Origin of the sequence: Streptomyces sp. NPDC059355 (assembly GCF_042752335.1) — a bacterium.
In the GTDB taxonomy this organism is placed as follows: Bacteria; Actinomycetota; Actinomycetes; order Streptomycetales; family Streptomycetaceae; genus Streptomyces.
This window is the reverse complement of the sequence record NZ_JBHYXN010000064.1, coordinates 1-26,082: the sequence shown is the minus strand read 5'-3', so window position 1 is coordinate 26,082 and position 26,082 is coordinate 1. Positions and strand designations below refer to the sequence as shown.

The window sequence follows — 26,082 nt, the reverse complement described above, 5'->3', positions numbered from 1 at the left end:
TCCGCCCCGATGTCCGCCCCGAAGTCCGCCGTGATGTCCGCCGTGATGTCCGTTCCCACGGATCGACCCTCCTGCCGTCGTGCCGTCCGGTCGTCGTAGCGCTCCGTCCCCTTACCGCACCGCGGCGTTCCGCTTCTCGAACACCTCCCGCGCCACCCCGATGGCGTTCAGCACCCGCGGGAACCCGGCGTACGGCACCACGTGGATCAGCGCCTCCACGATCTGCGCCGGGCTCAGCCCGACGTTCAGGGCGGCGCCGATGTGCACCCGCAGCTGGGGGGCGGTGTCGCCGAAGGCCGTCAGGGCGGCGACGGTGACGAGCTGGCGCCGCCTCGGCGAGAGCCACGGGCGGTGGTAGACGTCGCCGAAGGTGAACTCGACGATGAACCGGCCGAGGTCCGGGGCGATGTCCCGCAGCGACTCGACGACCTCCAGGCCGTGGTGCCCGTCGATCTCCACCAGCTTCTCGGTCCCGCGCACGTAGCGGTCGCGGGTGTCGTTCATGACCGGTGGTTCGAAGGTGACGCCCCGGTCGGCGAAGACCGCCCTGGCGACGCCGACCGCGTTGAGCGCCCGGGGGAACCCCGTGAACGGGACGATGTGGATCAGGGCCTCGACGACCTCCTCCGGCCGCACGCCGACGTGCAGGGCCGCGTCGATGTGGAAGTCCAGTTGCGGGGCGGTGTCCCCCTGGGCGGCGAGCGCGGCGACCGTCGACAGCTCCCGCTCGCGCAGGTCGAGCCCCGGCCGGGCGTAGACGTCGCCGTACGCGAACTCGACGACGTAGCGCCCGAGGTCCGGGGCGATGTCCCGCAGGGACTCGATCACGCCCGCCCCGCGCTCGCCCGAGGTCTCGTGCAGGACGGCCAGCCCGCGCTCGTAGCGGGAGTCGTCGCCGGAGGTGGCCGCGGCCGCGACCGATGCCGGGTTCAGCAGGCCCTCGGCGAGACCGATTCCGACGAGGGCGCCCCCGGTGAGCGTGGTGCGACGGGTCATCTCGGCGGTGCCGCGTGCGTCGTTCATGGTGTGTCCTCTCCATCCATCGATGCGAACGGCACCCTGCCGATCGCGATGACGTTTCCCTCGCTGATGTATCCGTCGGGGTCGCGCAGCGGGCCGGCCGGATCCTCGGGGTCGAGGAAGGGGGCCCAGTTCCCCGCGATGCCCTCGTCCGCCGCCTGCCGGGCGAAGCGCGCGCACGCGTTCGCGTAGAACCGGAGGGCGGCCGGGGCCAGCGGAGCGTGGTGTTCCATGAGGATCGTGCGCTGCGTCACGTCCGTCAGGCCGGCCGCGCGCAGCCGGCGGTACAGGTCACGGCCCCGGAGCAGCTGGCGGGCGTAGCCGGGGGAGGCGGCGGACGCCCGGAGGAAGTCGGTGATCAGGAACGGGTCCGCCGGGCGGACCGTGCTCAGCGAGCCGTCCACGTCCTTGACCGCGACGAGCCCGCCGGGCCTGGTGACCCGGCGCAGCTCCGCCAGCGCGCGCGCCAGCTCCGCGTCGTCCAGGTACTGCGTGGTGTTCGCGCACCAGACGGCGTCGAACATGCCGTCCGCGTACGGCAGGTCGAGGACGCTGCCCTGCCGTGCCACCAGTGGCGCGGCCGCCGGGTGGTCCCGCAGCCGCCCGGCGGCGCGCCGGACGTTCTCCGGAGCCAGGTCGAGGGCCGAGATGCGGCCCGCCGGGCCGACGAGCTCGGAGAGCCGGGGCAGGAACGCGCCGCTGCCGCAGCCCGCGTCCAGCACGTGCCACCCGGACCGGATGCCGACCCCGTCCAGGGCGTCCCGGTAGTGGGAGGCGCAGGCTTCGAAGTGCGGGTCCACGATCTCCTCGTGGGTGAACGGAAGCCCGGTGGACGTCGCGTAACCCCATGCCGCGTGATCCGCCGTCAGCATGCCGCGGCCTCCGCTTCCGCCGGTACGAGGGCCTGCGCACCGGTGGTCCGCGCAGGGGCGAGCAGGCCCGCGAGGATCTCCGCCGTAGCCTCCGGTGCCTCCAGGGGAGCGAGGTGGCCGACCCCGGGAAGGACGACGAGCCGGCCGCGCGGCAGCGCCTCGGCCGTCCGGCAGGCCTCGTCCAGGGAGACGAGCTCGTCCTCGGCGCCGATCACGACCACCGCGGGGACGTCCGCCGTCCGCAGGGCGGCCGTGGAGTCCGTACGGGCCGCGATGGCCCGCTGCGCCCAGGCGACGGACCGCGGCCGCGCCGCCAGCGCCAGCTCGGTCACCCGCGCCGTCAGCTGCGGGCGCCGGGCCCGCGTGGTGGCGCCCAGCAGGGACGGGGTGGTCGCGGCGACGAGCCCGGCGCGCGCCGAGTCGTCGAGGATCGCGTCGGCGAAGCGCAGACGCCGGCCGGCCGCCTCGTCGGAGTCGGCCGTACCCCTGGCCGCGAGCAGGGCCAGCGCTCGGACGCGGCCGGGATGGCGGCGCAGGAAGGCCATCGCCACGTAGCCGCCCATGGAGCAGCCTGCGAGGGCGACTTCGCCGACGCCCTGCCGGTCGAGCTCCCGGGCCAGGCCGTCGGCCACCAGGTCGAGCGAGGGCGGCGAGCCGTGCGGCAGCGGCGCGGCGCCGAAACCGCACTGGTCGGGGGTGAGGACCTGCCGGCCCCGGGCGCGCAGGGCCCGGGCGGTCCCGTCCCACAGGGAGGAGTCGAGGGGCAGGGCGTGGAGGAGGACCAGGGGAAGGCTCATCGCAGCGCCGCCCGCTCCGCGTCGGCGACGAACCGCCGTACGTGCGCGGGCGGTTCGACGGCCCGCAGCCAGGCGAACGCCACGGGTGAAGACGGCAGATCGTGCACCGGAACCACCCTCACGTCCGGCGCAACCACGGCGTCCAGGGACCGGAAGGAGAGGTGGATCGCGTACGTGCTCCTGAGCAGCTCCGTCATCGCGGTCAGCGTGGTCATGGCGTGGACGCGGCGGATCGGCCGGCCCAGCGGGGTCCGCGGCGGCACCACCAGGTCCCAGACGTGCGCCGGAAAGTCCCCGGGGCACCGGAAACCCCCGTACTCCGCGACCTCCTCGACCGACACCGAGGCCCGCCCGGCCAGCGGGTGGTGGGCTCCGACGAGGACGGCCCGCCCGTCGAAGCCGACCGGCCCGCTCACGGCGAGGTCCGGCTCCAGCGGGTCGTACTTGACGATCATGATGTCCGCGTCGCCCGCCCGCAGCGGGCCGAACGGCTCGGTGACCTCGTACGGGACGTACTCCACCGACTCCGGCGCATGGCCGGCGGCCGCGACCAGGCGGGACGCCAGGTGCGTCGAGCCGTGGACGCCCAGGCGGACGGTGCGGAGCGCGGTGGCGGTGGGGGCAGGGGCGGGGGCGGGGGCTTGGGTGGGCATTTCAGACCTCCGTGGTCAGTGCGGCATAGGCCTGGAGTTCGTCCGGGCGGTGGACATCGGCGTCGACGCGCAACATGGCGAGCTGCGCGCCCAGGCCGGTCAGGCGCGGTACGAACCGCAGCGTCAGGCGGTCCCCGGGACCGATCAGACCGTCCAGGACGGCCTCGGCGAGCAGGTGGTTGACGTGCACGAGCGCCGCGGTGACCGACACCCTGGCGGTGGCGATGTACAGCTCGCGGTGGGCCGGGGGACGGGTGCCCGGACTGCCGGGCACGGTCACGGTGGCCGACCGCTGCGCGGTCAGCTCGTGCGCGGCCTCGAAGGCCTTGAGCAGCCGGCGCAGCGTGGCCGTCTCCGCGCCGGGCGCCGGCCCGGCCCAGGCCACCGAGTCGTCCCCGGCGACGTGGGCGAAGGCGAACCGCTCGCGGAGATTGGCCGGGCTGCCGGCCAGATAGACGGTACGGGTGAACGAGCGCCGCCACGCCTGCCGTTCCCCCGGAGCCAGCGCGAGGGCGAAGGCACAGGTCTCGCGCACCCACCGGGGCAGGTCGAGCCGGCGGACGACGACCACGGCCAGCACTTCGTCGGCCGGGGCGTCACGGGTGCCGTGGAGTCCGGCCCGGACGGCGCGCAGGGCCTGCGCACTGGACAGGTCGAGCCCGTCGGCCAGCTCGGGCCGGGCGGAGCGGACACGGTCCGCGGCCGATTTGAGCAGGGCCGCGGAGGACAGCGGGAAGGGGGTCACAGGAACACCGCCGACAGCAGTGAGGGATCAGGGGCGGGGCGGCCCTTGCCGAGGAGGGAGCAGGCCAGCCGGTAGGGGTCGACGTACGCGTGGCCCCGCCGGTGCGGCTCCAGCGCGCCGGCCAGATCGCACGCGCCGGCCGCGGACCCCGAGCGCTTCAGGAGCCGGGCCGCCACGGTCAGGCAGTGGCGCAGCAGGTCGTGGCGGAAGGACTGCTGCTGCCCGGGCCCGAGGGTCGCGATGAAGTACAGGCGCATGCCGAGCCGCAGCGCGTCGTCGCTGCCGGCACCGGCGGCGCCGGCCGCGACGTCCGTCCCGTCGGCGGCCCGCAGCAGCGCGCCCGCCGTGTGGTCGCGCCAGCCGCCGTGCCGGGCCGAGGTGATCTTGCCCTCGATGGGCACCCGGCCGATGGGCACCCGGCGCACCGGCGGCCCGAGGCTGGTCAGCACGCGGTGCAGCAGCCGGTAGTCCGCGTCGAGCTCGCGGTCGTACAGCAGGACGACCTCGTCGTACCAGGGCACCAGCGGCAGCAGTTCGCGCAGGGCGCAGGCCAGGTAGTTGGGGCGGCCGTCCGCGGTGACGATCCGGCGCAGCGGCATTCCGTACCGGGTGAGGTCCAGGTAGACGGGGCCCCCGCAGTGCCGCTGGTCGAGGACCAGGCCCACGGCGCCCAGCCGTTCCACCATCTCCTCCAGCCCGAGGCCCGGCGGCTGGTGCTCGCGCAGGCCGGGGTCGTGCATCCCCAGCCGCTCGTAGTGCCCGGCCCACAGCCGCAGCATCCGCTCGCTCGCCGGATGCACCCAGCCCCCGTGCTCGACGGCGTCCCGGTAGGGCCGCAGGACCTCGGCGCTCTGCCGCGGCTCCTCGGCGCGGTGGCGGACGTACAGCTCCCCGATCTCCTCCTCGGAGAGCTGTGTGTAGTCGGTCTCCCCGTGGGTGCGGTCGAGGTACTCCCAGAAGCCGACGGTCTGTTCGGTGACGTGGTAGGTGGTGTGGCTGTAGCGGTACGTCACCGCGGCGAGCGGGGCCGTGGCCCGGAACATCACGTCGGTCCACAGCAGGCCCTTGAGGTGGCTGGGGGTCAGCGGTTTGGTGGGAGTGACGGTGACCGGTGCCAGCAGGACGTTCTTGCGGGGCGGCACGTTCATCCTTCCTCCTGGTCCGGGGCGTGGGAGGCGATGGTCCGGCGGAGTCCGGCGTACGTCGGTGGCCGTGGGCCGGCGGGCGCCGGGGCGCCCGGCGCCGCCGCCCGTACGCGGGCCAGGAACTCCGGGTCGGCGAGGACCTCGGCGGGGGCGGCGAGGCTCGTCCCGATCCGGGTGATGCCCCGCCATACGGAGCGGTCGCCGGCCGCGGCCGCGAGCGCGGCGTTCCAGAGCGGCTCGGGCACGGGCGGCACGGGCGGGTCCGGCTCGGTGACCGGGGGCGCTCCGGCCGCCGCCCGCCACCGTTCGGCACGCAGCCGGGAGTCGTGCGCCCCCAGCTCGTACCAGGGGCGCAGCACGCGGTCGGCGAGGTCCGAGGCCGCCAGGCCCAGCCACTCGTCCGCCACCGGGTCCTCCCCGATCAGGTCCGCGAGCCGGAAGGCGTGCGCGAGGGCGAGGGACAGGCCGCGTCCGAACATCGGATCGGTGACGCAGGCGGCGTCCCCGGCCCGCAGCAGCCCGGCGACCGGACGCTGCCGGCCGGGCCCGGCGCCGCGCAGGATGTTCGGCGGCATCGCGATGCCCCGGACCGGTCCGAGCGGCCGCGCCGCGTCCTCGTCGACCCAGGGGGCCAGGTACGGCGAGAGGCGGCAGGCGGCGGTGAAGGCGGCGGGCGAGCGCAGGGCCGCCATCGCGCGGTCGCCGGGCAGCGCGCCGAAGGTGACGGCGAAGACCCCGTTGTCCGCCGGGTGCAGGACGGCGGAGTAGTGGTCCCAGATGCCGCCGGCCGCGTTGGCGCGGTTGAGCGGGCCCGGCGGCGGGCCGCCGGGGTCGCGCAGCCGGTAGAAGCGGCCGAAGGCGTGCAGCCGGCTGGGCCCGGTCAGATCGCCCGCCGCCGGGAAGCCCGCCGCGGCCAGCCAGGACCGGGACGCCGACCGGCGGCCGGACGCGTCCACCACGAGGTCGGCGGGGATGTGCTCGCCCCGGTCCGTGACGACGCCGGTCACGCGCCGCGTCGTCGGCCCGGACGGGGCCGTCAGCACCCCCGTGACCGTGGTGCGGTGACTGACGGTCACGTGGGGCAGGGCCCGGGCCGCCCGGTGCAGTACGAGGTCCAGCACGGAGCGGCGGACGAGCAGGGTGACGAGCTCCTCGTCCCCCTGCTCCGCGGGACCCGGCGGCGCCGCGGCGGTGAGGTCGGCGAGCCGGGCCCCCTCCGCCAGCGCCGCGTCGAGCACGGCCGGGGCGTGGGAGCGCAGCATGCGCACGCCGAGCGCGTTCAGGATGTGGTCGTGGCCGGCCTGGGGCATCGAGGGCCGCTCCCACAGCTCGGCGCTCTTGACGACCGGCCCGTCCGGCGGGGGTTCGCTCCGCTCCAGCACCCGCACCCGGTGGCCGCGCACGCCGAGCGCCAGGGCCAGGGCGAGGCCGGCGGTGCCGCCGCCCGCGATCACGGTGCTCGTCATGGTCAGCGACGCCTGCCGTGCACGAAGAACACCCGCCGTACGTCCGCCGCCGCGCGCGGCGGCACCGGGTCGGGCCACCGCCCGAAGTCGGCGCCGGGCTCGCCCGGCTGGACGGCCCGTACGTCGAACCCGTACTGCTCGAACAGGGCCTCCGGCTCGTCGGTGCCGAACACCCACGGGCATCCCCAGCCCGCGAACACGTCCAGCAGACCGCGCATGTGGGGCAGGGTCAGGGCGGCCCGGTTGACGATGTCGGCGGCGATCCGGCTGCCGGGCGCGCAGATCGCGGCGACCCGCTCCAGCATGCGGCGCGCGTCGGCCTCGGGGAGGTAGTAGAGGAGCCCCTCCAGCAGCCACGCCGAGGGAACGGCGGGGTCGTAGCCGGAGGCGATGAGGCGGTCCTCCCAGTCGTCGGCCGTGAGGTCGACGGCGACCGTACGGTGGTCGACCCGGGGCTCGGCTCCCCGCAGGCGCCCGGCCTTGAAGTCGAGCACCGCCGGGCGGTCGACCTCGAAGTAGCGGATGTGCCCGGGCCACGGGAGCCGGTAGGCGCGCGAGTCCATGCCGGCCGGGGCCAGCACGAGCTGGGTGGTCCCCGGATCCTGGGCCGCCTCCTGGAGCAGGTCGTCGAAGAAGCGGGTGCGGATGGCGTTGTAGTCCGGGGTGCTGGGCAGGGTGCGCGGCCGGTCGGGCGGGAACGTCGCCGCCCGGATCTCGGCGAGCAGCTCCGGGCCGGCCTCGCCGACCAGTCCGGCGGCGTACGGGTCCTCGTACAGCCGGTCCTCGCGGCGGGTCTCGGCGGCTCGCAGCGCGGCGGTGAGCAGGGCGGTCCGTTCGACGGGGTTGAGCACGGGCATGGTGGCTCCTTGTACGGGGGTGTGCCGGACGGCCGACGCGGGGCCGGGTACGGGCGGGATCAGGCGAGCGGGGCCCGGGTCAGGCGCTCCCAGAGGGCGTCGTCCTGCCGGAAGAGGCGGTCCTTGACCTGTGTCGGGCGGATGCCCGTGCCGACCGCCTCGTGCCAGTCGCGGTCGAACGCCTCGGCGTCCAGCAGGCGTACGGCGGGGGCGGCCAGCCGGCCGGCCGTCCGGGCCCGTGCGTACCCGGCGGACTGCGCCGCCAGGGAACGGTCCAGGGCGGCGGTGAAACGCACGGTCTCGGCCGGGTGCCAGGGGGTGCGCGGGGCGATCGCGAACACGTAGCGCGGAGCGCCGAGCTCTGCCGGACCCGTCGGACCCGTCGGACCCGCATGACCCGCCGGCTCGACCCGGCACGCCGCGTTGCGCAGCGCGAGTCCGCCCGAGTCCAGGGCCGTGTGCAGGGCCCGGACCACCTCCGCGTCCCGCAGCCGCTCACCCGCCGCGTCGGACCGGACGCCCCGGCCCGCGTACTCCAGCCGCGGGACCCCGCCGGCCGTGTCCAGGACCCGGACCACGTCACCGACGGCGTACCGGTACAGCCCGCCGACGTGGCTGAAGATCACGTGGTAGTCCCGGCCGGCTTCGAGCTCGTGCGGCAGCAGGGTGGCGGAGTCCGGGGCGAGATCCTGATCGGCGGGCACGAACTCGTACACCGAGGCCGACGTGACGAGGCTGCCCGCCGACGCGTGCCGGTCCAGCGCCACGCCGACGGGCCCCTCCGAGGCGGCCACCGGGGCCGGCAGCACCGTGACCCCGGAGCCGAACTCCTCCCGGAGCGCGGGCAGGTAGAGCGAGGCCACGCCGGTCGTCCAGCAGAAGACCGCCCGCAGCCGGGGCCACACCTGTGAGGGCCGCACGGTGCCGAAGTACTCCGCGAGGTGTTCGAGTTCGGCGGCCCGCTCGGGATCCGGCGCCCGGTGCGGCAGACCGCCGAGGGTGCCGTCCCGGACCTCCTTCACGATCCGCGGCCACCACAGGTTCAGCTGGTACGGGACGGCGGCGACCATCGCCGGATTGATGCCGATCAGCGCGCGCAGATCGCTCTGCACCGCCAGCCGCAGCCGCAGGTACGCCCGCTCCAGGTGGTCACCGGGCTCGGTCGGCACAGGGAGGGCCGCCCACGGTGCGCCCGTGCCGGGCTCGGCCGAGAGGGGTTCACCGAACCGGGCGCCGAAGTCCACCTGGCTGGCGCCCACATGGGGCCGGCCGTCGCCCGTGGTGGGCGGGGCGCTGAGCGGGTCGTGCTTGAGGTTGAGGACGGCGTCGGGCCGGTCCAGTACGTCGGGGAAGTGCTCGATCAGCGGGGCCCAGGCGGCGAAGTAGAACGGCATGAAGGTCGTCCGCATGAAGCGCGGGGTGACGGGCACCTTCTTGTGCGCTCCGGTGCTGCCGCTGCTGGTGAAGTAGACGGCGGGCGCGTCGGCCGACAGGAGGTTGCGCTCCCCGGCGGCCGTCCGCTCGATGAGCGCGGCGTGGTCGGCGTAGTCGCGTACGGGGACGGCCTCGCGGAAGTCGTCCACCGTCAGGACGCGGCCCAGCCCGTGCCGCCTGCCGAACAGGGTGGAGGCGTTGAAGCCCACCAGATCGGTGAGGACGCGCTGCTGCGCGCCGCGCAGGTCGGCGTGGTCGGCCGCCAGCCGCTCGCGCGCGGCGAACACGCGCTCGCGGTAGCGGCCGGTGTGGCCGGGGGTGTGCCAGACGGATGCGGCGTTCACGAGGTGAGCACCTCCCGTACGGCTTCGGCCGCCCGGTCGGCGTCGGGCTGCTGCGCCAGCATCGTGACCGGCAGCTCCCGCACCTCCTCGAGCAGCAGCTTGCGCAGGTTCCGCTGGTAGCGCTCGAACTCCGGCCAGCTCCCGTCCTCCCCTTCGTACTCCAGGGAGTTGAGGCGTGCGCCGTCGCCGCGGCGGTGCCAGGCGGACTCGGGGGAGGCATCGAGGAAGACCACCCCGCTGGGCTGCGGGAAGGAGCGCCACCAGGTGTACATCGCGCGGTTCCGGACCCCGGCCATCCGGCACTTCGCCAGGATCTTGTAGTAGTACGAGTCCACCAGCACCGGCACCCGCGGGTCCGCCTCCTGCACCTGGTCGCGGAGGTGGATCACGGCCGTCTGCAGCACGCCGGCCAGGAAGTCCGCGGAGTAGGCGGTGCCGAGCCCGGGCAGCAGGTGCTCGTGGACGTCCTGCCGCAGCCGCGTGATCAGGGCGTGTTCGGGAGCGACGAACGCGCTGTCCGTCGAGACCATGTGCCACTCGGGCAGCATCGACACCAGGCGTCCCATGGTCGAGGACTTGCCGGCCCCGTCGGGGCCGAGCAGTACGTGGAACCGGCGCCCGCTCATCGCGCGGCGATCGTCTCGGGGCGGAGGGCCGCCAGGTGGGCCCGCAGTCCGGGATCGTCGCCCACGGCCACGGGGTGCCCCACCAGTTCGAGCATCGGCAGGTCCGAGACGTGGTCCCCGTACGCGAAGCAGTCGCGCGGGTCGACGGCGGGCCGCGCCGCCAGATGGGCGAGCACCGCGGCGCGCTTGCCCTCGCCGATGACCGGAGTGCCGACCTCTCCGGTGTAGACGCCGTCCCGGATCAGCGGGCGGGTGCACAGGACCGTTTCGGCACCCAGCTCGCGCGCCAGCGGCTCCAGGAGGGGCGGGAACGAGCCCGAGACCAGGACCAGGGGCGCACCGGCGGCCCGGTGGTCGCGCAGGGCCCGGCGCGTGGAGTCGATGTAGAAGCCGCGGGTGGAGGAGGTGCGTTCCGTGAACCAGTCGTCCGCCAGCCGCGTGACCGTGTCCACGGACTCGCCGGCGTAGTGGCTGTAGTAGAAGCGGTTGATCTCGGAGCGGGGTGCGCCGTCGGCGGCCCGCCGGCCGATCACCGAGGTGATCCGCTCGTACTCCTCCTCCCCGGCCGCGCCGTGCCGGCGCACCAGCCGGTAGTGGAGGAAGTCGAACATGCTCTTGACGGTGATCAGCGTCTCGTCGACGTCGCTGAAGACGATGTAGGGCCGGTTCGTCCCGGACAGGAAGGCGGAGACGTACTCGGTCATGTACCCGGGCAGGTGATCGGTCATGACGTACGGACCTCCGCGCGCGCCGGAGCCGGGGCCTGCGCGGCGGCCGCCGCCGTGGCCAGCGCCACCCCGTCCTGGAGTGACCGCTGCGCCGCCCGCGTCTCCTTGGCGTGGGAGACCTGGGTGTCGAAGGCGGTGAACCGGACCTCCATGCCCGCGGTCTCCGACCCGCCCTGGCTCACGGAGAGTTCGCAGTGGAAGGTCATCCGGGTGCGGTGCGGGGTGCGGTGGGCGAGGACGCGGCACCGCACCACCGCGGGGAGCGGGAAGAGGAAGTTGCGGTACCGGGTCGCGAAGGAGTCGATGACGAAGTAGCTGCTCCCGACCGCCTCGTGCGGCAGGTAGAACTGCTCGGCCACCGCTATGAACATCTGCCGGCCGGCCTCCGTGGCCAGCATCCCCTGCATGTGCTGTCCGGTGAGGTGGTCGGACATCACCTCGTTGTCGCCGTCGACCAGCAGGTCCGCCTCGTACCAGTCGTCACCGACCGGACGGGGCGCGGAGATCAGTACGTTCTCGGGACGGTGTTTGTGGGCGATCTCCCGGCCGGCGCGGGTGTGCAGCGCCTGGTCGTCGATGACGACCAGGTCGGTGAGCCCGCGCCGGGCCAGGGTGTCGCGTACGTACTGGACGTCGAACAGGGAGACACCCTGCCCCACGCTCACGCGGACCCCGCCGACGACGCCGGCGCTCTCCGGGAAGGCACCGTTCCTGATCAGACGGGCCAGCTGGGAGACGGTGAACACGCCCTCGTGGTGGGCGAACTCGGCGAACACGTCGCCCACGAGGAACAGCGTGCCGGGCTTGGCATCGGTGATTTGGGGTGACTCGTGGGGCACGGGCACGGGCACGGGCACGGACATGGCTTTCTACCTTTCCTGTTCGGGTGGTGGAGGGGGTCACGTCATTCGGTCAGGCGCCGGCTCAGCACCGGGAACTCCGGGTCGCTGCCCAGGGCCCCGCCCTCGGTCCAGCGGTTGCGCGGCACCTCCTGGACATAGACCGTGATCTTGTCCAGGGGTGCTCCCGTGACCTTCCTGACGGTCCGGGTCAGCTCCTCCATGAGCTCCCGGCACTGGGCGTCGTCCTGGCCGTCCCAGGTGGTGACGGAGATGATGGGCATGGGCGGGACCTCTCAGCGTGTGGTGCGCAGGTCCTGGAAGGACGGACCGCGCAGTTTGAGGTGGGCGTGGATGTCCCCGCCGAGGCCGAACTCCCCGATGGCGCCGCCGTAGCTGCGCTGGTAGCTCATCCACAGCACGACGACGTTGACGATCCGGTTGGCGCCGGGGAGCTCCGGGTCCGGGAACGGGTCCGGCATCGTGGCGTGGTAGCGGCCGGAGCCGTCCGCGTCGGTGGTGAACACGTTCGGCACCCCGAGCGGGCCCGGCCGGGTGGGGCCGGCCGGATCCAGGTCGCGGGCGCGCAGCGACATCACCGTGTAGACGCTGTTCGGTACGAGGCGGGAGAAGTCGAAGTCGAACGTCCCGGACCGGCCGTCCGGGGTCACGGCGACCTCCAGGGTCCCGCTCGCCTCCATCCACCGGCCGAAGGTCACCGGCTCGACGACCTTGGGCCCGTCCTCCGCCCGCAGATCCGGGATCGGCACCTCGTGGAAGGCGTGGCTCGGCCGCCGGATCTGGTCGGCGTCGGGCCGTTGCTCCGGTGCGAACACCATGGGGTAGTTGTTGCACGGCAGGGGCAGCGGCAGCGTGTGGAGCACGAGGTCCCGGTCCGCCCCGGCGGGGTCGGTGTCCAGCTCGCGCACCACCGTGTAGGGGGCGAGGCGGCCGAACCCGGGCACCGGACTGGCCGGTGAGACCACGGCCGCGCCCCACTCGGGGGCGGCCCCGCCGGCGGTGGTGGGCCGGTTGATCATGCCCACCACCACGAAGTTGCCTTCGCCGTCCATGACCTCGCTCGGCGGGTACAGCGGCCCCTGGGTCGTGAGGGCGAGCTCGTACTTCTCAGACATCGGCACGCTTGTAGACGCGGGTGTAGAGACCGCTCTCGCCGCCCACGATGTAACGGTCGCCCGCCTGGCGGACGATCTCCTGGTACTCCGGCGAGGTGAAGACGGCCTGGTAGTCGGCCGGCTCGACCTCGAAACCGGACACGAACATCACGCCCGGCTGCGAGCTGATCAGCGAGTGGTAGGCGAGGAACGTCTTCACCTCGTCCGCGCGGCGGACGACGTCGAAGATGGTGTTCTCGCGCCACTCGCGGTACGCCGCGTACTCGCGGGGCTTCACCTCGATGTAGCGCAGCTGCACGTACGGGGTCTGCGGGAGCGGGTCGGAGGTGTCCTTGGGGGCCTCGACGAACTCCAGGAGGTGACGGCGGAAGTCCGTGACGAGGTCGTCCGACACGGCCTCCCAGAGCTGCTTCCAGCCCGCGTTCAGACCGTCCAGCTCGGAGAGCTCCTTGACCGGAGTGATCTCCAGGACGTTGCCGTCGTCGACGCTGACGTACAGCGCGCGGCCGGCCACCGGCTCCTTCCGGTGCAGACGGTTCCACTCGGCGAGGACCTGGTCCAGCCGGCCGGGGGCCACGGCGACTTCATTGAGGACGAGCAGGGTGGAAGACATGGGTGTGCCCTTTCGGTGAATGCGTGAATGTGTGAATGCGTGAATGTGCTTCTGGGGGAATGCGTGAACGGGGGGGAATGCCGGGGAAAACGGGAAAGGTGTTGGCGGAAGGCGTCAGGCGACGGTGACGCCCTTGGACGCGATCACCGCGGCCGCCTCCGCGACGGTCTGCTCGGGGACGAGTTCACCCATCTCGATCTCGACGCCGAACGTCTTCTGCAGCCGCAGTGCCAGTTCTTCCAGCAGCAGCGAATCGATCTCCATCGCCTCGAACGTGGTGTCCGGCGTGACATCCGCCGTCTGCACGTCCAGTTCGCCCAGGACCGTGATCACCCGGCTGACGATCGAAACATCCATGAGAATCCTCCGTGAATCACTGGGAACGCCGACTTTCGCGTTGCGGGATCGGAGCTGGTGAATTCAGCGGATCGAATTTCCTCCGCGTCCCACGGATTCATCATGGGATCCGGGAAGGGGCGGAGGAAGTGTCTCCTGATCATGGTGGTGCGAACACCACCGGCGGGGGAATCAGGCGGCCTCGGCGCGACAGCCGGCCAACTCGCGCGGCCGCGCGGCCGATTCCGCACCGGGCCGGGCGACGTACAGGGTCAGCAAGGACTCGGGGCTCTCCGGCACGCTCATCACCACGCGGTCGAAGACCCGCACCCCGGCCTGCGGCAGCGCGATCGTGCGCCGGCTCTGGTTCGGGCCGACCACCTCGTGACTGTCCCACAGCGTGGCGAAGCGCGGGCTGCGCCCGCTCAGCCGCTCGGCGATCCGGCCGAATTCCCGGTCCTCCGGGAAACGGGCCGACTGCGCCCGGAACTGGGCGACCAGACCGCGCCCCACCTCGTCCGCCTCCGGGTACTTCTCGCGCGTGGACGGATCGGTGAAGAACTTCAGCACGCAGTTGTCGCCGCGGGCTTCGATACGGAACAGCGAGCGGGCCGAACGGCTGGCCAGCTCGATGCGTCCGTACCGGTCGGTGATGTACGCGGGATTGCGCGACCATCCCTCGACGAGCGCGTGCATCCGCGCGTACTCGCTGTCCCACCGGCGGCCCGCCGTCGGCTGCGGCGGATTGTGGCCGGCCAGCCGGTAGAAATACGTGCGCTCCACGTCCCCGAGCCGCAGCGCATTGCTGACCGCGTTCACGATGCCCTCGGAGACGTTGATGTCCCGCCCCTGTTCGAGCCAGGTGTACCAGGACACCCCGACCCCAGCCAGAGCCGCGACCTCCTCGCGCCGCAGCCCCGGCGTACGTCTGCGCTCCACGTACACCAGCCCGACTTCCTCCGGCGTGATCTGCTCCCTGCGCGCCCGCAGGAAATGCCGCAGCCGTGTCCGCCGTAGAAGTCCTGATACCGGAGGGGATGCAGTCGTCCGCATTCCTCGACCTCTTTCTCTGTCCGATTTCTCTGTCCGACCGAAGAAAATCCCGGTGCGCCGCGCCCGGCCGGCAGGCCCCACCGGTGGTGGTGGCACCACCCCGTTCGACAGACACTCCCTCCCGCCGCGACGGCCCGCCACACTGGCGGCATGTTCCACACAGCGGCGAACATCCCGGCTGCCACGGCGGCGGGTACGACGGAGAGCATCCCGGCGAAGAACGGGTCGGCCAGGCTGCGCCTGTTCTGCTTCCACCACGCGGGCGGCAGCGCCTGGTCCTTCTCGGGCTGGGGGCAATGGCTCGGCCGCGGCGTGGAGGTGGTGCCGGTGTCCATGCCCCCCAGGTCGGTGCCCGCGGCCGGCGTCCCCGGTGCCGTCAGCACGATGGACGACCTCGTACGCGAGGTGACAAGGCAGTTGACCCCCTTCCTCGACGAGCCCTACGCCTTCTACGGACACAGCATGGGAGCACTGGTCTCCTACGGCGTGGCACAGCGGCACATCGCCGCGGGACGGCGCCCGCCCGCCTGCTTCGTGGCCGGGGCCCACCGTGCGCCGCATGTCCAGGCTGCGCCCGACCTGACCGTAGGGCTATCGGATCGAGCCTCCCTCGAGCTGCTGTTGGGCTTGGGTGGAGCCGGACGGCTGCTGCGGGAGAACCCCGCACGCATGAAGACCGTCGTGGAACGGCTGCGCGAGGACCTGCGGGTATGCGGTACCTACCGGCACGCGGAGGCCGGCCACCGGCCGCTGCCCTGCCCGGTCCACGTACTGCTGGGCAGCAGTGACCCGCTGGTGCCCGCCCCGGACGCGCAGGCGTGGCGCGCGCACACGAGCGGACGCTTCTCGTTCCGCACCCTCCCGGGGGGCCACTTCTTCAACCGGGAGCACAAGGACCTGTTCTTCGCCGAGTTGGGCCACATCCTCGAAGCGGCGGCCGAAAACCGAACGGTGTGATTCCCGCCGCTGACACCGCGTGGTGGTGTGACCTACCTTCGGGCGGTATGGACGCCATGCCGTTAGGGACCGACCGTACCGACCGCACCGACCACGACGGGCGCAACGACCGTACGAAGAAGAAGCGCACCGAGCTGGCGCACTTCCTGCGGAGCCGCCGGGCGGCACTCTCCCCCGAGGACGTCGGACTGGCGACGGCCGCCCGGCGCGCCCGGGTCGGGCTCCGCCGCGAGGAGGTCGCGGTCCTGGCCGGGGTGAGCGCGTCGTGGTACGCGTGGCTGGAACAGGGCCGCCCCATCAAGGTCTCGGACGGGATACTCGACGCGATCAGCCGCGCCCTGCGCTTCAGCGAGCACGAACGGGTGCACCTGTACCGGCTCGCGGACGCCAACCCGCCGCTTCCGCTCTCGGCTCCCGACCTCCCGGATTCCGGCCTCTTCCAGCGGATGGTCGACACCCAGCTGCTCGGACCCGCCTGCGTCATCGACCGGTACTGGGAGGTCCTCGCGGTCAACGAACCCGCCGCCGAGGTGCTCCGCCTGGGCCGCGACGGCAACGACAACTTCCTGACCAGCCTGTTCACCGGATCCCACGGCGGGCGGTACCTGAACCGGCCCCAGCTGGCCCGCCGGATGACGGCCCGCTTCCGCCTGCAGTCCTCGTACGAGGCCGACGATCCGCGGTACGAGGAGATCGCGGACGAACTGGCGCGGAGCGACCCGCGGTTCGCCGAGCTGTGGGAGCGCCACGAGGTCGAGGAGTTCGCACCGGCGACCGTGGAGGTGGACCACCCCCACGAGGGGCGGGTCTCCTTCGTGCTCTTCACCATGGACCTCGACGAGGCCGCCCGCACCCGCCTCCTGGTGTACCTCCCGCCGGGCGCCGCCGGTCCCGTGTCGGCCTGGTCGTAGGGGGCGCCGCGAGGGTGGTGGTCCCACCACCACCGGCGGCACGGTCTGGATGGGTTCCGGCCGCCGCCGCAGAATCGTCGGGTGGCCTGCCCCCGAGCGGAGAGCGGCCCGTTCCACCGTGCCCGGCAGCGGCGTCCCGCACCGGCGACTATGGAGGCCTCCCTTGACTCATGCGACCGATGCGACCGATGCGACCGATGCCACCGATGCGCCGGGCCACGGCCGGACGGCGGTCCTCGCCGGGCTCGGGACGTTCGTCCCGCCCCGCGTCGTGACCAACGAGGAACTGTCCCGGACCATGGACACCTCGGACGAGTGGATACGCACCCGTACGGGCATCACCCAGCGGCACTGGGCCGATCCGGGGACCGCCACCGGCGACCTCGCCGTGGCGGCGGGGGAGCGGGCGCTGAAGTCGGCCGGCTCCGGAGAGGTCGACCTCGTGGTGCTCGCCACGACCACACCGGACCACCCCTGCCCGGCGACGGCTCCCGAAGTCGCCTACCGGCTGGGCCTGGAGGGCGTGCCCGCCTACGACGTGGCCGCGGTGTGCAGCGGCTTCGTCTACGGACTCGCGTCCGCCGCGGGCGCCATCGCCGCCGGTATCGCGGAGCGCGTCCTGGTCATCGGCGCGGAGACGTACTCGACGATCCTCAACCCGGAGGACCGCACCACGTCGGTCATCTTCGGCGACGGCGCCGGAGCCGTGGTGCTGCGGGCCGGTGACCCCACCGAGCCGGGTGCGCTGCTCGGGTACGACCTGGGCAGCGACGGCTCGCTGAAGGACCTGATCATCGTCCCGGGCGGCGGTTCGCGGCAGCGCTCGGCCGCCGCCGCGGCCGGCGCGCCCGCACCGGACCCCGCCGACGCGTACTTCGCCATGCAGGGCAAGTCGGTGTTCCGGCACGCCGTGACCCGTATGGCGGCCTCCTCCCAGGCCATGCTCGACCGCGCCGGATGGGCGGCGGACTCGGTGGACTGGTTCGTGGGGCACCAGGCGAACGTACGGATCCTGCACGCCGTGGCCGACCAGCTCGGCATGGCGCGGGACCGGACGGTCGTCAACCTCGACCGCGTCGGCAACACCTCGGCCGCCTCCATCCCGCTGGCCCTGTCCGACGCCGTCGCCGGCGGCCTGGTCACGCCGGGCGACCGGGTGCTGATGAGTGCCTTCGGCGGTGGCGTGACCTGGGGTTCGACCGCCCTGGTCTGGCCCGACGTCACCGCGTACTGAACCACCGCCCCACCTGGACCATCACCCCCGAACCACCCCCTTGAGTCGGCCGCCGGTCACCGTGACCGGCGCCCGACGTCGTACGCACGGAAAACCGAAGCGAGGAGTTCCCCATGAACATCGCCATCCTGGGCGCGGGCAACATCGGTCGCCCGCTGGGCCGGCACTGGGCGGCCGCCGGGCACCGCGTGACGTTCGGCTCCCGGGACCCGGGCCGGCTCGCGTCCTTCGCGGAGTCGCTGGGCGGGCCGGCGCGGGCCGCGACGTACGCCGACGCGGTCGAGGCCGGCGACGTCGTCCTGCTGTCCGTCCCGCATCCGGCCCTCGACGGCCTGCTGGGGCAACTGGCGGGCCCGCTGGCCGGGAAGACCGTGATCGACGCGACCAGCCCGATCGGCGTCTCGCAGGACGGGCTGTTCATCTCGGTGCTCGGACCGGGCGTCACCCGGGGGAGCAGGAGCGCCGAGCTGCTGCCCGACAGCCCCGTCGCCCGAGCCTTCTGCCACTTCCCGGACGAGCTGCTGTGGTCGCGCGGCACGAAGCAGCGGCACTTCTGGGGCATGGGCACCGCGTCCGACGACCCCGGTGCCCGGCAGATCACCGAGACCCTGGTGCACGACGCCGGTTTCGTACCGGTCCATCTGGGCGGGCTCGAGGAGTCTGCCGCCCTGGATCCCGGCGGCGCGCTCTTCGGCCACGTCTCCACGGCCGCGGGCCTGCGCGCCGCGGCCGGCCTCTGACGTACGCGAGGGACCGCCCGCCCCCTTCCGGCCGGAGCCGGAGGGGGCGGGCGGTCCCGTTCCCGCGGTGCGTACGGTCACCCGGCGGGGGCGGAGCCGACCGGCTCGCCCGCACCCCGGGCGGCGAGGCTCCGGGGCTCGGCGGTGGCCGCGGCCGCGGCCGCCGGCGCGGTGGCCGCGAGCTTCTTCCCCGGGTTCGACCAGCGCCGTGTGATCGGCCGCTCGACCAGGGTGAACAGGGCCCACGAGGCCAGGATCGCGACGCCCATGGCCAGCGCCATCAGCCCGACGGCCGCCGCGTTCGAGTACGAGTGGCTGCCGAGCAGCTTCCACACGGCGACCATCACCGTGTAGTGCACCAGGTAGAAGGCGAACGAGATGTCGCCGAGCCAGACCATCACGCGGTTGCGGAAGAGCGTGAACCGGCCCTCGTCGTCCGCGATCGCACCGGCCGCGATGAGCAGGGCGGCGGGGACGACGCAGACCGCGCGGGTCGCGTAGATGGGCGGCGTGAAGTACCCGAGGGCGAAGGCGGCGACGAGCAGGGCGCCGGACCACAGCATGCCGATGTCGCGCCAGCGCCCCGCCATCACGGAACGGGCCACGAGGATGCCGAGGGCGAAGTCCAGGACCCGGGGCAGCGGCAGGATGTAGGAGAAGAAGTACTGGTTGATCGAGGTGTCGGGCTCGGTCGGCATCATCGCCCCGGCCGGGACCAGCAGCGTGGAGAGCAGCGGCGTCGCGACGATGCCGGCGACGACGGCCACGACCCACAGGTTCAGCCGGCGGGCCGGGATCTTCTTGATCCAGTGGAACAGGACGGGGAAGAGGAGGTAGAAGACCGCCTCGACGCCCAGGGACCAACCGGCCGGATTCACCCCGAAGTTGATCGCGAAGTCCGGGTACCAGACCTGGATCATGAACAGGTTGAGCAGGCCGGTCGTCATGTCCGTGATGGGGGCCGCGAAGACCAGCATGGCCAGCGCCCAGACGATGACGTAGTTCGGGACGATCTTGAGGAAGCGCCGCCGCCAGAAGCGCGGAGCGGTGTCGGTGTCCCGGGCCGACCAGGTCAGGACGAAGCCGCTGAGCACGAAGAAGAACGTGACGCCGACGGCGCCGACGTGGGCCACGGCGTCGTAGTACGTGGTGACGGCCGAGGCGCTGCTCAGCCAGGGGACGCCCAGGAAGCCCAGAAGTGCCGCGTGGTAGAGGAACACCACGAAAGCGGCGGGAAAGCGTAACCCGGTCAGCGTGTCGAGGCGGGTCACCCTGGTACGCATTCTGTCCGTCGACACGTTGGTGCTCCTTCGGAAGAGGGATGAGGGATGCGGGGAAAGACGCCAGGAAAACTACCCGAGCCGCGACTCGATTGCCGGGGCGTACTTATCCGGTTGGTGCCACCACCAGGAGCCGGAGGCACTTCCTCCGCAGGTGCGGGCGCGGGAAAATTCACCGACGGAACTTTCTGCCTTTTCGAAATCCGGGCGCCATGCGGCGCTATTTCTCGCCTCGCGCACATTCCTCGACACGGGAGCAGCCATGTCCACCAGCGTGACCAGCCAGAGCAGTACGACGCCCCCGGTGACGGAGCATCCGGGCCCCCCGGCCGCCGCACCACCGGACTCGGCCTGGCGGTCCTGGCTCGCCGTCGTCGGACTGGCCCTCGGCGTCTTCTCGTTCGTCACCACGGAGACCCTGCCGATCGGCCTGCTCCCGTCCATCGCCGAGGGCACGAACGTCTCGCTCGGCTCGGCGGGCTTCCTCGTCACGGGCTTCGCCGTGCTCGCCGCGGCGACCGCGGCGCCCCTGACCGCGCTCACCGGGCGCGTGGACCGGAAGTGGCTGCTCGTCGCCCTGATGGTCCTCTACGTCGCCGGCAACTTCATGGCGGCCGCCGTATCCGGCTACGGGCTGCTCCTGACCGCCCGCCTCATCGTGGCGCTGGCGCACGGGGTGTTCTGGTCCATCGCCGTGTCGATCGCCGTACGCCTGGTCCCCGAGCGGCACGCCGTCCGCGCGACCTCGGTGGTCCTCGGCGGCATCTCCCTCGCCTCCGTCGCGGGCACCCCGCTCGGCACCGCCGTCGGCCAGTCCGCCGGCTGGCACGCGGCCTTCGTGTGCGCCGGCTTCCTCGGCTTCCTCGTCCTGGCGGCGAGCCTGCTGTTCATGCCCGCCCTGCCCGCCAAGGGCAACGGCAGCCTCGCCGCGCTGCTGCACGTACTGCGCCACCGTCCGCTGCGCGTCGCGGTCGGCGTCACCGCGCTGATCATGAGCGGCCACTTCCTCGCCTTCACGTACGTGGCCCCCTTCCTGCAGGAGGTGACCGGCGTCCGGGCGTCCCTCATCGGCGCGCTGCTCCTGGTCTTCGGCGCGGCCGGACTGGCGGGGAACTTCGCGGCCGGCGCCGTCGTGGGCCGGGCCCTGCGGACGAGCATCATCGCCTGCACCGGCCTGCTGGCCGTCGTCATGACGGTGATGTACGCGGGCGGAGCCGGCGCCCCGCTCGTCATCACGATGCTGGTGTGCTGGGGCCTGCTCTACGCGGCGCTCCCGGTCGCCCTGCAGACCTGGGTCATGCGGCTCGTACCCGAGGAGAGCGAGGCCGCCTCGTCGCTGTACGTCGCCGCCTTCAACGGGGCCATCGGAGTGGGCTCGTTCATCGGCGGCCTGATCATCGACTCCAACGGCCCGCGCCTGGCGATGGCCGTGGCCGGCGCCTTCGCGCTCGCCGCGATGCTGGTGACCGCCGTTTTCGGCCGGACCGGGGGAGGGGCCCCGGACCCCGCCCGCTCCTGATCGCCACGCGTCCACACATCCCGACATCCCGAACAGGCCCGGGTGAGGGGCCCTTGGGGGCGGCATGAGGAATTCACGGTGGCCGTATGGCGCACGGCCTGTCGTGAGGCTCGGGCGCGCGGCCATACTCGTGAAACCCTCCGCCCGGAAGAGAGGTGCGAACATGCGGTATACGACCGGGGGTGTCCAGACCTTCCATCTCTGGTCGCTGTCCGAGGACGTGATCGTCGATCAGGGGGCCGGTGCCGACGTACTCCTCCTCACCAGCCGCTGGGGCCAGGACCGGCTCGACCGGCCCAGCCCGGCGGTGCGCGAGGTGCTGCGGAGGATGGAGCTCGGGCCGGTCCTGCTGGCCAATGCCCTGAGCGAACCCGAGGACCAGTGCCCCTTCACGCTTCCGGCGCTCAGCAAGCTCTCGCACCTCGTGGTGCGCACCCTCGGAGTCGACGACCTGAAGGGGCCGCTGCTGTCCGTGGTCCCGCTGTCCTCCGCGGCGTCGTTCGTCCTGATCCGGCCGGCCGGTGAGCGCCGCGTGTGCCTGCCCCGGCACGTCGCGTTCACCGTGCCGGAGTCGGGCACCGGATGCGTCCTGGAGTCCGACCGCTCCCCGCACCGCGTCGTCCTGCACCGGCAGGAGGCGGCCTGGGTGGCGATGACCCTCGCGTGGCCGACCACGCTCACGGCGGTCTCGGCCGCGCTGCCGCTGCCGCCGCAGGTGACCGAGGACATCGTCGGCTATCTGGCGGCCGCCGGGCTGGTCACTTCCGTGGACGAGCCCGCGTAGCCGCGCGGCGGATCAACGGCCGTGCGGCTCAAGGGACGCTTGGGTTCCGGCCGAGTTCTCGTCCAGTCGGTTTCAAGCCACTTGACCGATAGTGCGTGGCATGCAGCGGGAAAGTCCCGTAACTGACTCGACGGAGTGGCCCTCATGCTGGACACGGATACCTTCCGCAAGGTTTTCGGTTCGTTCCCGACCCCTGTCGCGATCGTCACCGCACGCGGCGAGGACGGCGAACCGGCCGGCTTCACCTGCAACGCGTTCTCCGCCGTGTCGGCGGCCCCGCCCCTGCTCCTGCTGTGCGTGGGCAAGGGGTCCAGGACCCTGCCCGCGATCCTCTCCTCCGGGGTGTTCGCGATGAACTTCGTGGCCCACCGCGGCCGGGACACCGCCCTGGCCTTCGCCGGGAAGGCGCAGCGCAAGTTCGACGGGGTGGCCTGGCGCGGCGGGCTGGCGGGGGTCCCCGTACTCACCGAGGACGCGGTCGCCTACGCCGGCTGCACGCTCGTGGAGACCGTGGAGGCGGGCGACCACCTGCTGCTCATCGGCCGGATCGACGAGAGCGAGACGTTCCGGGGCGCGGCCGCCCTGTACCAGCAGGGCGAGTTCGGCAGGTGGGAGCCGGACCGCCGGCTGGCGGTGCAGCACTGAACCGCCGCAACGGCGAAGCTCCTGGCGGACACCGTGTCCGCCAGGAGCTTCGCCGTTCGTACGGCGGCCCGGCCGCAACGCCTCGTGGGGGGCGGCGCAGGCTATGCAGAGAGCGCATGCAGGGTGGAGGAAGGGACCTGCAGACCGGTGTCGTTGGCCAGGATGGCCTGGTGCAGTCGCTGCAGCCGCGGCGACGGCTCGACCCCCAGCTCGTCGATGAGCGCGTGCCGCAGCGCCTGGAAGGCGTCGAGCGCACGCCAGGGGTGCCCGGCCCGGTACAGGGCGGTCATCAGCTGGGCGGACAGGGTCTCGTGCAGCGGCTGCCGGCTCACGAGCATGCGCAGCTCGCCGAGGATCTCCGCGTGCCGGCCGAGGCTGAGGTCGGCTTCGAGGCGCATCTCCAGCGCCCAGTCGCGTTCCTCCTGCATGCCGATGACCTCGGTGGCGAGGACCTCCCCGACCGGTACGTCGGTGAGGGCCGGACCGCGCCACAGGTCGAGGGCGCGGCCCAGCTGCTCGGAGGCCGCCCCGGGGTCGTTCTCGGCCATCGTGCGGCCGCCGGCGCGGACCAGCTGCTGGAACGTCAGCAGGTCGAGGGAGAATTCCTCGGGAGCGAGCCGGTAGCCCCCGTAACAGGTCGCCAATACGTCCTTGGCGTTCCGGCCGGATTGGTGCTGCACGCCGGCCTGCGTGAGTTTCCGGCGTAATTGGAGGATGTAGGTCTGGAGTGTGGTGGCCGCACTGCGGGGAATTGCATTGCCCCACAATTCGGCCATCAGCGTCTCCACTTGTACGACACGTCCCGCGCGGATGGCGAGCAGCGCCAGGATCTGGCGGGGCTTTCCGGCGGTCGGTGCGATGGACATGCCGTGCATACGGGCTTCGAGCGGTCCGAGAACTCCGAATTCCATGGACTCAGCATCGCAGCAGCCTCGAGCGGGCGACCAGTGACGGCTGCACGACCGGACATGAAGTTCTCATACACGTCCGCCCGCCTGCACGTATGCAGGCGGGCGGAGGGGCGGAGGGGCGGGCGGGACGCGGGCTCGCGGGCTCGCGGGCTCGCGGGCTCGCGGGCTCGCGGGCTCGCGGGCTCAGCCGTTGACGAAGGTGAGCCCGGTGGCGTCGTAGCGGGTGCCGGCGATCTCCTCGGGCGGGGCCGCGGCCTCGATCGCGGCGAGGTCCTCGGGGGACAGCTCGACGGCCAGGGCCGCGAGGTTCTCCTCCAGGTAGCGCCGGCGCCGGGTGCCGGGGATCGGCACCACGTGCTCGCCCCGGTGCTGCACCCAGGCGAGCGCGAGCTGGCCCGCGGTGACCCCCCTGGCCGCCGCGAGCTCGTCCAGCTTCGCGACGATCGCCAGGTTCCGCTCGCGGTTGCCGTCGGCGAAGCGCGGGTGCCCGCGCCGTACGTCGGTCTCCGCCAGCTTCTCCACCGAGCCGTACCGGCCGGTCAGGAACCCGCGCCCGAGCGGCGCGTACGGGACCACCCCGACGCCGAGCTCCCGGCACACCGGGACGATCTCCGCCTCCACGTCGCGGGACCACAGCGACCACTCGCTCTGCAGTGCGGCGATCGGGTGCACCGCGTGCGCCCGCCGGATGGTCTGCGCGCCCGCCTCGGACAGGCCGAGGTGACGCACCTTCCCGGCCCGCACCAGCTCGGCCATGGCGCCGACGGTCTCCTCGATCGGGACCGACGGATCGACCCGGTGCTGGTAGAAGAGGTCGATGTGGTCCACCCCGAGGCGGCGCAGCGACGCCTCGCAGGCCTGCCGCACGTACGCGGCGTCGCCCCGTACGAGGGTGGGCTCGCCCAGCCGGTTGGCGAAGCCGAACTTCGTGGCCAGCACGACCCGGTCGCGGCGCCCGGCGACGGCCCGGCCGATCGGCTCCTCGTTGTGCCCGCTGCCGTAGAAGTCGGCGGTGTCCAGCAGGGTCACCCCGAGGTCGAGGGCCCGGTGCAGGGTCGCGACCGACTCCGCGTCGTCGGTGGCGCCGTAGCCGTGGCTCATGCCCATGCAGCCCAGGCCCTGCGCGGAGACCGCCAGTTCACCGAGGTGCCGGGTAGGGACGTTGGTCATGCTGCCTCCAGGGCGAACGGGCGGGACGCGAAGAGCGCGGCGGCCGGGTCGAAGTTCAGGGCGATGTGGGTGGCGATGGAGTTCACGTCCCGCCAGGCCCGCTGCAGCGGGTTCTCCACGCTGTGCCCGGAGGTTCCGGCGGTGGCGAACAACCGGTTGACGGCGGCGACGAGGAGTTCGGTGGACAGGGCGTAGTCGCGCACGTTGCGGGCGGTCTCCGCCTCGGTGATCCGCGCGCCCCGGTCGGCGACGCGTGCGGCCCGCTCCAGCAGCAGCGCCGCGGCGTCGATCTCACCGGAGCTGCGGGTCAGGACGGCCTCGTACGTACTCAGGGCGGGCCCGGGACCCCCCACCCGCCCGGCGCCCCGCGCCAGCCGCTGCGCGGTGTCGCCGGTCCACAGCCGCAGCGCGCCGCGCGCGGCCCCGAGGGCCGCCGGCGCACACGACAGCCCGTTGACGGCCTGGATCGGCACGGTGTGGCCGTCGGACAGCCGCTGCCGGTCCACACTGCGCGACTCGGGTACGAACACGTCGTCGACGACGACCGTATTGCTCCCGGTGCCCCGCATGCCGGATCCGGTCCAGGTGTCCTTGACGGCGTAGGCCCCCCGGGGCAGGGCGAACAACCGCGCGCCCGCCTGGCCGGGAAGCAGGGCACAGACGACGGCCCAGTCGGAATGGTCGACGCCGCTGATGTAGGCCCAGCTCCCGGACACCCGCCACCCACCGGGCGCCGGCACGGCCTTCCCGAGAGGCGAAAGCGACCCGACGACGAAAACATCGGCCCCTCCCGCCCACACGTCGGCCTGCCCCTCCACGGGCAGACAGGCGGCCACCCGGGCCAGACTGGAAGCGACGGAGGCACACCAGGCGGCAGCGGCACACCCCTCGGCAACGACGGCCACGGCATCGGCGAACTCACGAAAGGTCCCCTCGACCCCGCCGAACCGGACGGGCACGAAATGCCGGGCGAACCCGCTCCCCAGCATGCCCACCACCACATCGGGAGTGAGCCGCCGCTGCTCCTCCGCATCGGCAGCCCGCCGCCGCGCCAACTCCCTCAACTCCCCGGCCCGCTCGACAAGCCCGGTCCCCGTAACCATCCCGCCTCCTTGAACGCCACAGACAAGCGCCCGGACCATCCCACACCCCCCTCAACCCCAACTCGCGCCGCCCTAGTAGGGCTTGGTCAGGTCAGCTGTGGTTGAGCGTGTCCTTCTGGTTCGGTGTCGCGTTGGGAGAGTGTGACTCCGGACGAGATTGCGGC

General features: G+C 72.9%; 28 protein-coding genes. 7 read left to right on the top strand and 21 right to left on the bottom strand.

All coding sequences use genetic code 11. The features are described 5' to 3' along the window. Nucleotides 1–111: 111 nt before the first annotated feature. The 17 genes from ACFXGI_RS36130 to ACFXGI_RS36050 all read right to left on the bottom strand — a co-directional run bounded on the left by ACFXGI_RS36130 (nucleotide 112) and on the right by ACFXGI_RS36050 (nucleotide 14,664). Nucleotides 112–1,023 (bottom strand): carboxymuconolactone decarboxylase family protein, encoded by a 912-nt coding sequence (locus ACFXGI_RS36130; protein WP_384716440.1) that lies wholly within the window; start codon nucleotides 1,021–1,023, stop codon nucleotides 112–114. Beyond that, a complete protein-coding gene (locus tag ACFXGI_RS36125; protein ID WP_384716437.1) occupies nucleotides 1,020–1,892 on the bottom strand; it encodes a class I SAM-dependent methyltransferase in 873 nt (290 codons plus the stop codon). Before ACFXGI_RS36125 ends, ACFXGI_RS36130 begins: the two co-directional genes overlap by 4 nt. Continuing rightward, nucleotides 1,886–2,689 carry an alpha/beta fold hydrolase gene (locus ACFXGI_RS36120; protein WP_384716434.1) on the bottom strand — a complete coding sequence of 268 codons (804 nt, stop codon included), beginning with the start codon at nucleotides 2,687–2,689 and terminating at the stop codon, nucleotides 1,886–1,888. Before ACFXGI_RS36120 ends, ACFXGI_RS36125 begins: the two co-directional genes overlap by 7 nt. Then, entirely contained in the window at nucleotides 2,686–3,342 is a 657-nt protein-coding gene (locus tag ACFXGI_RS36115) for a LysR substrate-binding domain-containing protein (RefSeq protein WP_384716430.1), read from the bottom strand. The genes ACFXGI_RS36120 and ACFXGI_RS36115 overlap by 4 nt, the downstream gene beginning before the upstream one ends. 1 nt (nucleotide 3,343) lies before the next feature. Further along, entirely contained in the window at nucleotides 3,344–4,087 is a 744-nt protein-coding gene (locus ACFXGI_RS36110; RefSeq protein WP_384716427.1) for a DUF6182 family protein, read from the bottom strand. After that, nucleotides 4,084–5,235 carry a hypothetical protein gene (locus tag ACFXGI_RS36105; protein ID WP_384716424.1) on the bottom strand — a complete coding sequence of 384 codons (1,152 nt, stop codon included), beginning with the start codon at nucleotides 5,233–5,235 and terminating at the stop codon, nucleotides 4,084–4,086. The genes ACFXGI_RS36110 and ACFXGI_RS36105 overlap by 4 nt, the downstream gene beginning before the upstream one ends. Next, nucleotides 5,232–6,698 (bottom strand): NAD(P)/FAD-dependent oxidoreductase, encoded by a 1,467-nt coding sequence (locus ACFXGI_RS36100; protein ID WP_384716421.1) that lies wholly within the window; start codon nucleotides 6,696–6,698, stop codon nucleotides 5,232–5,234. Before ACFXGI_RS36100 ends, ACFXGI_RS36105 begins: the two co-directional genes overlap by 4 nt. 2 nt (nucleotides 6,699–6,700) lie before the next feature. Then, nucleotides 6,701–7,555, bottom strand: coding sequence for a class I SAM-dependent methyltransferase (locus ACFXGI_RS36095; RefSeq protein WP_384716418.1), 855 nt, complete (start codon nucleotides 7,553–7,555; stop codon nucleotides 6,701–6,703). Nucleotides 7,556–7,614: 59 nt separating this feature from the next. Then, nucleotides 7,615–9,333 carry a GH3 auxin-responsive promoter family protein gene (locus tag ACFXGI_RS36090; RefSeq protein WP_384716415.1) on the bottom strand — a complete coding sequence of 573 codons (1,719 nt, stop codon included), beginning with the start codon at nucleotides 9,331–9,333 and terminating at the stop codon, nucleotides 7,615–7,617. Then, nucleotides 9,330–9,959: a hypothetical protein gene (locus ACFXGI_RS36085; protein ID WP_384716412.1), complete on the bottom strand. Its 630-nt coding sequence runs from the start codon at nucleotides 9,957–9,959 to the stop codon at nucleotides 9,330–9,332. The genes ACFXGI_RS36090 and ACFXGI_RS36085 overlap by 4 nt, the downstream gene beginning before the upstream one ends. Beyond that, complete coding sequence (locus ACFXGI_RS36080) at nucleotides 9,956–10,687, bottom strand: HAD family hydrolase (RefSeq protein ID WP_384716409.1); 732 nt, start codon at nucleotides 10,685–10,687, stop codon at nucleotides 9,956–9,958. Before ACFXGI_RS36080 ends, ACFXGI_RS36085 begins: the two co-directional genes overlap by 4 nt. Then, nucleotides 10,684–11,550 (bottom strand): AfsA-related hotdog domain-containing protein, encoded by an 867-nt coding sequence (locus tag ACFXGI_RS36075; protein ID WP_384716406.1) that lies wholly within the window; start codon nucleotides 11,548–11,550, stop codon nucleotides 10,684–10,686. Before ACFXGI_RS36075 ends, ACFXGI_RS36080 begins: the two co-directional genes overlap by 4 nt. A gap of 41 nt (nucleotides 11,551–11,591) precedes the next feature. Continuing rightward, on the bottom strand, nucleotides 11,592–11,810 hold the full coding sequence (locus tag ACFXGI_RS36070) for a tautomerase family protein (protein ID WP_030857091.1): 219 nt from the start codon (nucleotides 11,808–11,810) through the stop codon (nucleotides 11,592–11,594). 12 nt (nucleotides 11,811–11,822) lie between these two features. Next, nucleotides 11,823–12,662, bottom strand: coding sequence for a hypothetical protein (locus ACFXGI_RS36065; RefSeq protein ID WP_384716403.1), 840 nt, complete (start codon nucleotides 12,660–12,662; stop codon nucleotides 11,823–11,825). Next, the gene (locus tag ACFXGI_RS36060) at nucleotides 12,655–13,275 is read right to left on the bottom strand and encodes a hypothetical protein (RefSeq protein WP_384716400.1); all 621 of its coding nucleotides are present in this window, start codon (nucleotides 13,273–13,275) and stop codon (nucleotides 12,655–12,657) included. The genes ACFXGI_RS36065 and ACFXGI_RS36060 overlap by 8 nt, the downstream gene beginning before the upstream one ends. A gap of 114 nt (nucleotides 13,276–13,389) precedes the next feature. Further along, on the bottom strand, nucleotides 13,390–13,632 hold the full coding sequence (locus ACFXGI_RS36055) for a phosphopantetheine-binding protein (protein WP_384716397.1): 243 nt from the start codon (nucleotides 13,630–13,632) through the stop codon (nucleotides 13,390–13,392). A 171-nt stretch (nucleotides 13,633–13,803) separates the two neighbouring features. Beyond that, complete coding sequence (locus ACFXGI_RS36050) at nucleotides 13,804–14,664, bottom strand: helix-turn-helix transcriptional regulator (RefSeq protein ID WP_384716394.1); 861 nt, start codon at nucleotides 14,662–14,664, stop codon at nucleotides 13,804–13,806. Between the two features lie 150 nt (nucleotides 14,665–14,814). Here ACFXGI_RS36050 and ACFXGI_RS36045 point away from each other — a divergent pair, with 150 nt between their 5' ends. The 4 genes from ACFXGI_RS36045 (at nucleotide 14,815) to ACFXGI_RS36030 (ending at nucleotide 18,506) form a co-directional block, all read left to right on the top strand. Next, nucleotides 14,815–15,621, top strand: coding sequence for a thioesterase II family protein (locus tag ACFXGI_RS36045; RefSeq protein ID WP_384716391.1), 807 nt, complete (start codon nucleotides 14,815–14,817; stop codon nucleotides 15,619–15,621). A gap of 47 nt (nucleotides 15,622–15,668) precedes the next feature. Further along, nucleotides 15,669–16,532 carry a helix-turn-helix transcriptional regulator gene (locus ACFXGI_RS36040; RefSeq protein ID WP_384716388.1) on the top strand — a complete coding sequence of 288 codons (864 nt, stop codon included), beginning with the start codon at nucleotides 15,669–15,671 and terminating at the stop codon, nucleotides 16,530–16,532. A gap of 163 nt (nucleotides 16,533–16,695) precedes the next feature. Further along, complete coding sequence (locus ACFXGI_RS36035) at nucleotides 16,696–17,766, top strand: beta-ketoacyl-ACP synthase III (RefSeq protein ID WP_384716385.1); 1,071 nt, start codon at nucleotides 16,696–16,698, stop codon at nucleotides 17,764–17,766. A gap of 113 nt (nucleotides 17,767–17,879) precedes the next feature. After that, complete coding sequence (locus ACFXGI_RS36030) at nucleotides 17,880–18,506, top strand: NADPH-dependent F420 reductase (RefSeq protein WP_384716382.1); 627 nt, start codon at nucleotides 17,880–17,882, stop codon at nucleotides 18,504–18,506. Between the two features lie 77 nt (nucleotides 18,507–18,583). Here ACFXGI_RS36030 and ACFXGI_RS36025 read toward each other — a convergent pair whose 3' ends face one another. After that, nucleotides 18,584–19,804, bottom strand: coding sequence for an acyltransferase family protein (locus ACFXGI_RS36025; protein ID WP_384716380.1), 1,221 nt, complete (start codon nucleotides 19,802–19,804; stop codon nucleotides 18,584–18,586). A gap of 244 nt (nucleotides 19,805–20,048) precedes the next feature. Here ACFXGI_RS36025 and ACFXGI_RS36020 point away from each other — a divergent pair, with 244 nt between their 5' ends. From ACFXGI_RS36020 to ACFXGI_RS36010, 3 genes are all read left to right on the top strand, one after another. Further along, a complete protein-coding gene (locus ACFXGI_RS36020; protein WP_384716377.1) occupies nucleotides 20,049–21,305 on the top strand; it encodes an MFS transporter in 1,257 nt (418 codons plus the stop codon). A gap of 163 nt (nucleotides 21,306–21,468) precedes the next feature. Next, nucleotides 21,469–22,089: an NADH oxidase gene (locus tag ACFXGI_RS36015; protein ID WP_384716374.1), complete on the top strand. Its 621-nt coding sequence runs from the start codon at nucleotides 21,469–21,471 to the stop codon at nucleotides 22,087–22,089. 144 nt (nucleotides 22,090–22,233) lie between these two features. Then, complete coding sequence (locus ACFXGI_RS36010; RefSeq protein ID WP_384716371.1) at nucleotides 22,234–22,734, top strand: flavin reductase family protein; 501 nt, start codon at nucleotides 22,234–22,236, stop codon at nucleotides 22,732–22,734. Nucleotides 22,735–22,835: 101 nt separating this feature from the next. On the opposite strand, the gene ACFXGI_RS36005 is transcribed toward ACFXGI_RS36010, so the two are convergent. From ACFXGI_RS36005 to ACFXGI_RS35995, 3 genes are all read right to left on the bottom strand, one after another. Then, nucleotides 22,836–23,645 carry a BTAD domain-containing putative transcriptional regulator gene (locus ACFXGI_RS36005; RefSeq protein ID WP_384716368.1) on the bottom strand — a complete coding sequence of 270 codons (810 nt, stop codon included), beginning with the start codon at nucleotides 23,643–23,645 and terminating at the stop codon, nucleotides 22,836–22,838. A gap of 183 nt (nucleotides 23,646–23,828) precedes the next feature. Continuing rightward, the gene (locus tag ACFXGI_RS36000; RefSeq protein WP_384716365.1) at nucleotides 23,829–24,815 is read right to left on the bottom strand and encodes an aldo/keto reductase; all 987 of its coding nucleotides are present in this window, start codon (nucleotides 24,813–24,815) and stop codon (nucleotides 23,829–23,831) included. Further along, nucleotides 24,812–25,918 carry a hydrolase gene (locus ACFXGI_RS35995; RefSeq protein WP_384716362.1) on the bottom strand — a complete coding sequence of 369 codons (1,107 nt, stop codon included), beginning with the start codon at nucleotides 25,916–25,918 and terminating at the stop codon, nucleotides 24,812–24,814. The genes ACFXGI_RS36000 and ACFXGI_RS35995 overlap by 4 nt, the downstream gene beginning before the upstream one ends. Nucleotides 25,919–26,082: the final 164 nt, after the last annotated feature.

Excerpts from the sequence above, each read along its gene's own strand:
- ACFXGI_RS36130 (WP_384716440.1), bottom strand. The coding sequence starts at position 1,023 with ATGAACGACGCACGCGGCACCGCCGAGATGACCCGTCGCACCACGCTC.
- ACFXGI_RS36125 (WP_384716437.1), bottom strand. The coding sequence starts at position 1,892 with ATGCTGACGGCGGATCACGCGGCATGGGGTTACGCGACGTCCACCGGG.
- ACFXGI_RS36120 (WP_384716434.1), bottom strand. The coding sequence starts at position 2,689 with ATGAGCCTTCCCCTGGTCCTCCTCCACGCCCTGCCCCTCGACTCCTCC.
- ACFXGI_RS36115 (WP_384716430.1), bottom strand. The coding sequence starts at position 3,342 with ATGCCCACCCAAGCCCCCGCCCCCGCCCCTGCCCCCACCGCCACCGCG.
- ACFXGI_RS36105 (WP_384716424.1), bottom strand. The coding sequence starts at position 5,235 with ATGAACGTGCCGCCCCGCAAGAACGTCCTGCTGGCACCGGTCACCGTC.
- ACFXGI_RS36100 (WP_384716421.1), bottom strand. The coding sequence starts at position 6,698 with ATGACGAGCACCGTGATCGCGGGCGGCGGCACCGCCGGCCTCGCCCTG.
- ACFXGI_RS36095 (WP_384716418.1), bottom strand. The coding sequence starts at position 7,555 with ATGCCCGTGCTCAACCCCGTCGAACGGACCGCCCTGCTCACCGCCGCG.
- ACFXGI_RS36085 (WP_384716412.1), bottom strand. The coding sequence starts at position 9,959 with ATGAGCGGGCGCCGGTTCCACGTACTGCTCGGCCCCGACGGGGCCGGC.
- ACFXGI_RS36080 (WP_384716409.1), bottom strand. The coding sequence starts at position 10,687 with ATGACCGATCACCTGCCCGGGTACATGACCGAGTACGTCTCCGCCTTC.
- ACFXGI_RS36075 (WP_384716406.1), bottom strand. The coding sequence starts at position 11,550 with ATGTCCGTGCCCGTGCCCGTGCCCGTGCCCCACGAGTCACCCCAAATC.
- ACFXGI_RS36070 (WP_030857091.1), bottom strand. The coding sequence starts at position 11,810 with ATGCCCATCATCTCCGTCACCACCTGGGACGGCCAGGACGACGCCCAG.
- ACFXGI_RS36065 (WP_384716403.1), bottom strand. The coding sequence starts at position 12,662 with ATGTCTGAGAAGTACGAGCTCGCCCTCACGACCCAGGGGCCGCTGTAC.
- ACFXGI_RS36060 (WP_384716400.1), bottom strand. The coding sequence starts at position 13,275 with ATGTCTTCCACCCTGCTCGTCCTCAATGAAGTCGCCGTGGCCCCCGGC.
- ACFXGI_RS36055 (WP_384716397.1), bottom strand. The coding sequence starts at position 13,632 with ATGGATGTTTCGATCGTCAGCCGGGTGATCACGGTCCTGGGCGAACTG.
- ACFXGI_RS36050 (WP_384716394.1), bottom strand. The coding sequence starts at position 14,664 with ATGCGGACGACTGCATCCCCTCCGGTATCAGGACTTCTACGGCGGACA.
- ACFXGI_RS36045 (WP_384716391.1), top strand. The coding sequence starts at position 14,815 with ATGTTCCACACAGCGGCGAACATCCCGGCTGCCACGGCGGCGGGTACG.
- ACFXGI_RS36040 (WP_384716388.1), top strand. The coding sequence starts at position 15,669 with ATGGACGCCATGCCGTTAGGGACCGACCGTACCGACCGCACCGACCAC.
- ACFXGI_RS36030 (WP_384716382.1), top strand. The coding sequence starts at position 17,880 with ATGAACATCGCCATCCTGGGCGCGGGCAACATCGGTCGCCCGCTGGGC.
- ACFXGI_RS36020 (WP_384716377.1), top strand. The coding sequence starts at position 20,049 with ATGTCCACCAGCGTGACCAGCCAGAGCAGTACGACGCCCCCGGTGACG.
- ACFXGI_RS36015 (WP_384716374.1), top strand. The coding sequence starts at position 21,469 with ATGCGGTATACGACCGGGGGTGTCCAGACCTTCCATCTCTGGTCGCTG.
- ACFXGI_RS36010 (WP_384716371.1), top strand. The coding sequence starts at position 22,234 with ATGCTGGACACGGATACCTTCCGCAAGGTTTTCGGTTCGTTCCCGACC.
- ACFXGI_RS36005 (WP_384716368.1), bottom strand. The coding sequence starts at position 23,645 with ATGGAATTCGGAGTTCTCGGACCGCTCGAAGCCCGTATGCACGGCATG.
- ACFXGI_RS36000 (WP_384716365.1), bottom strand. The coding sequence starts at position 24,815 with ATGACCAACGTCCCTACCCGGCACCTCGGTGAACTGGCGGTCTCCGCG.
- ACFXGI_RS35995 (WP_384716362.1), bottom strand. The coding sequence starts at position 25,918 with ATGGTTACGGGGACCGGGCTTGTCGAGCGGGCCGGGGAGTTGAGGGAG.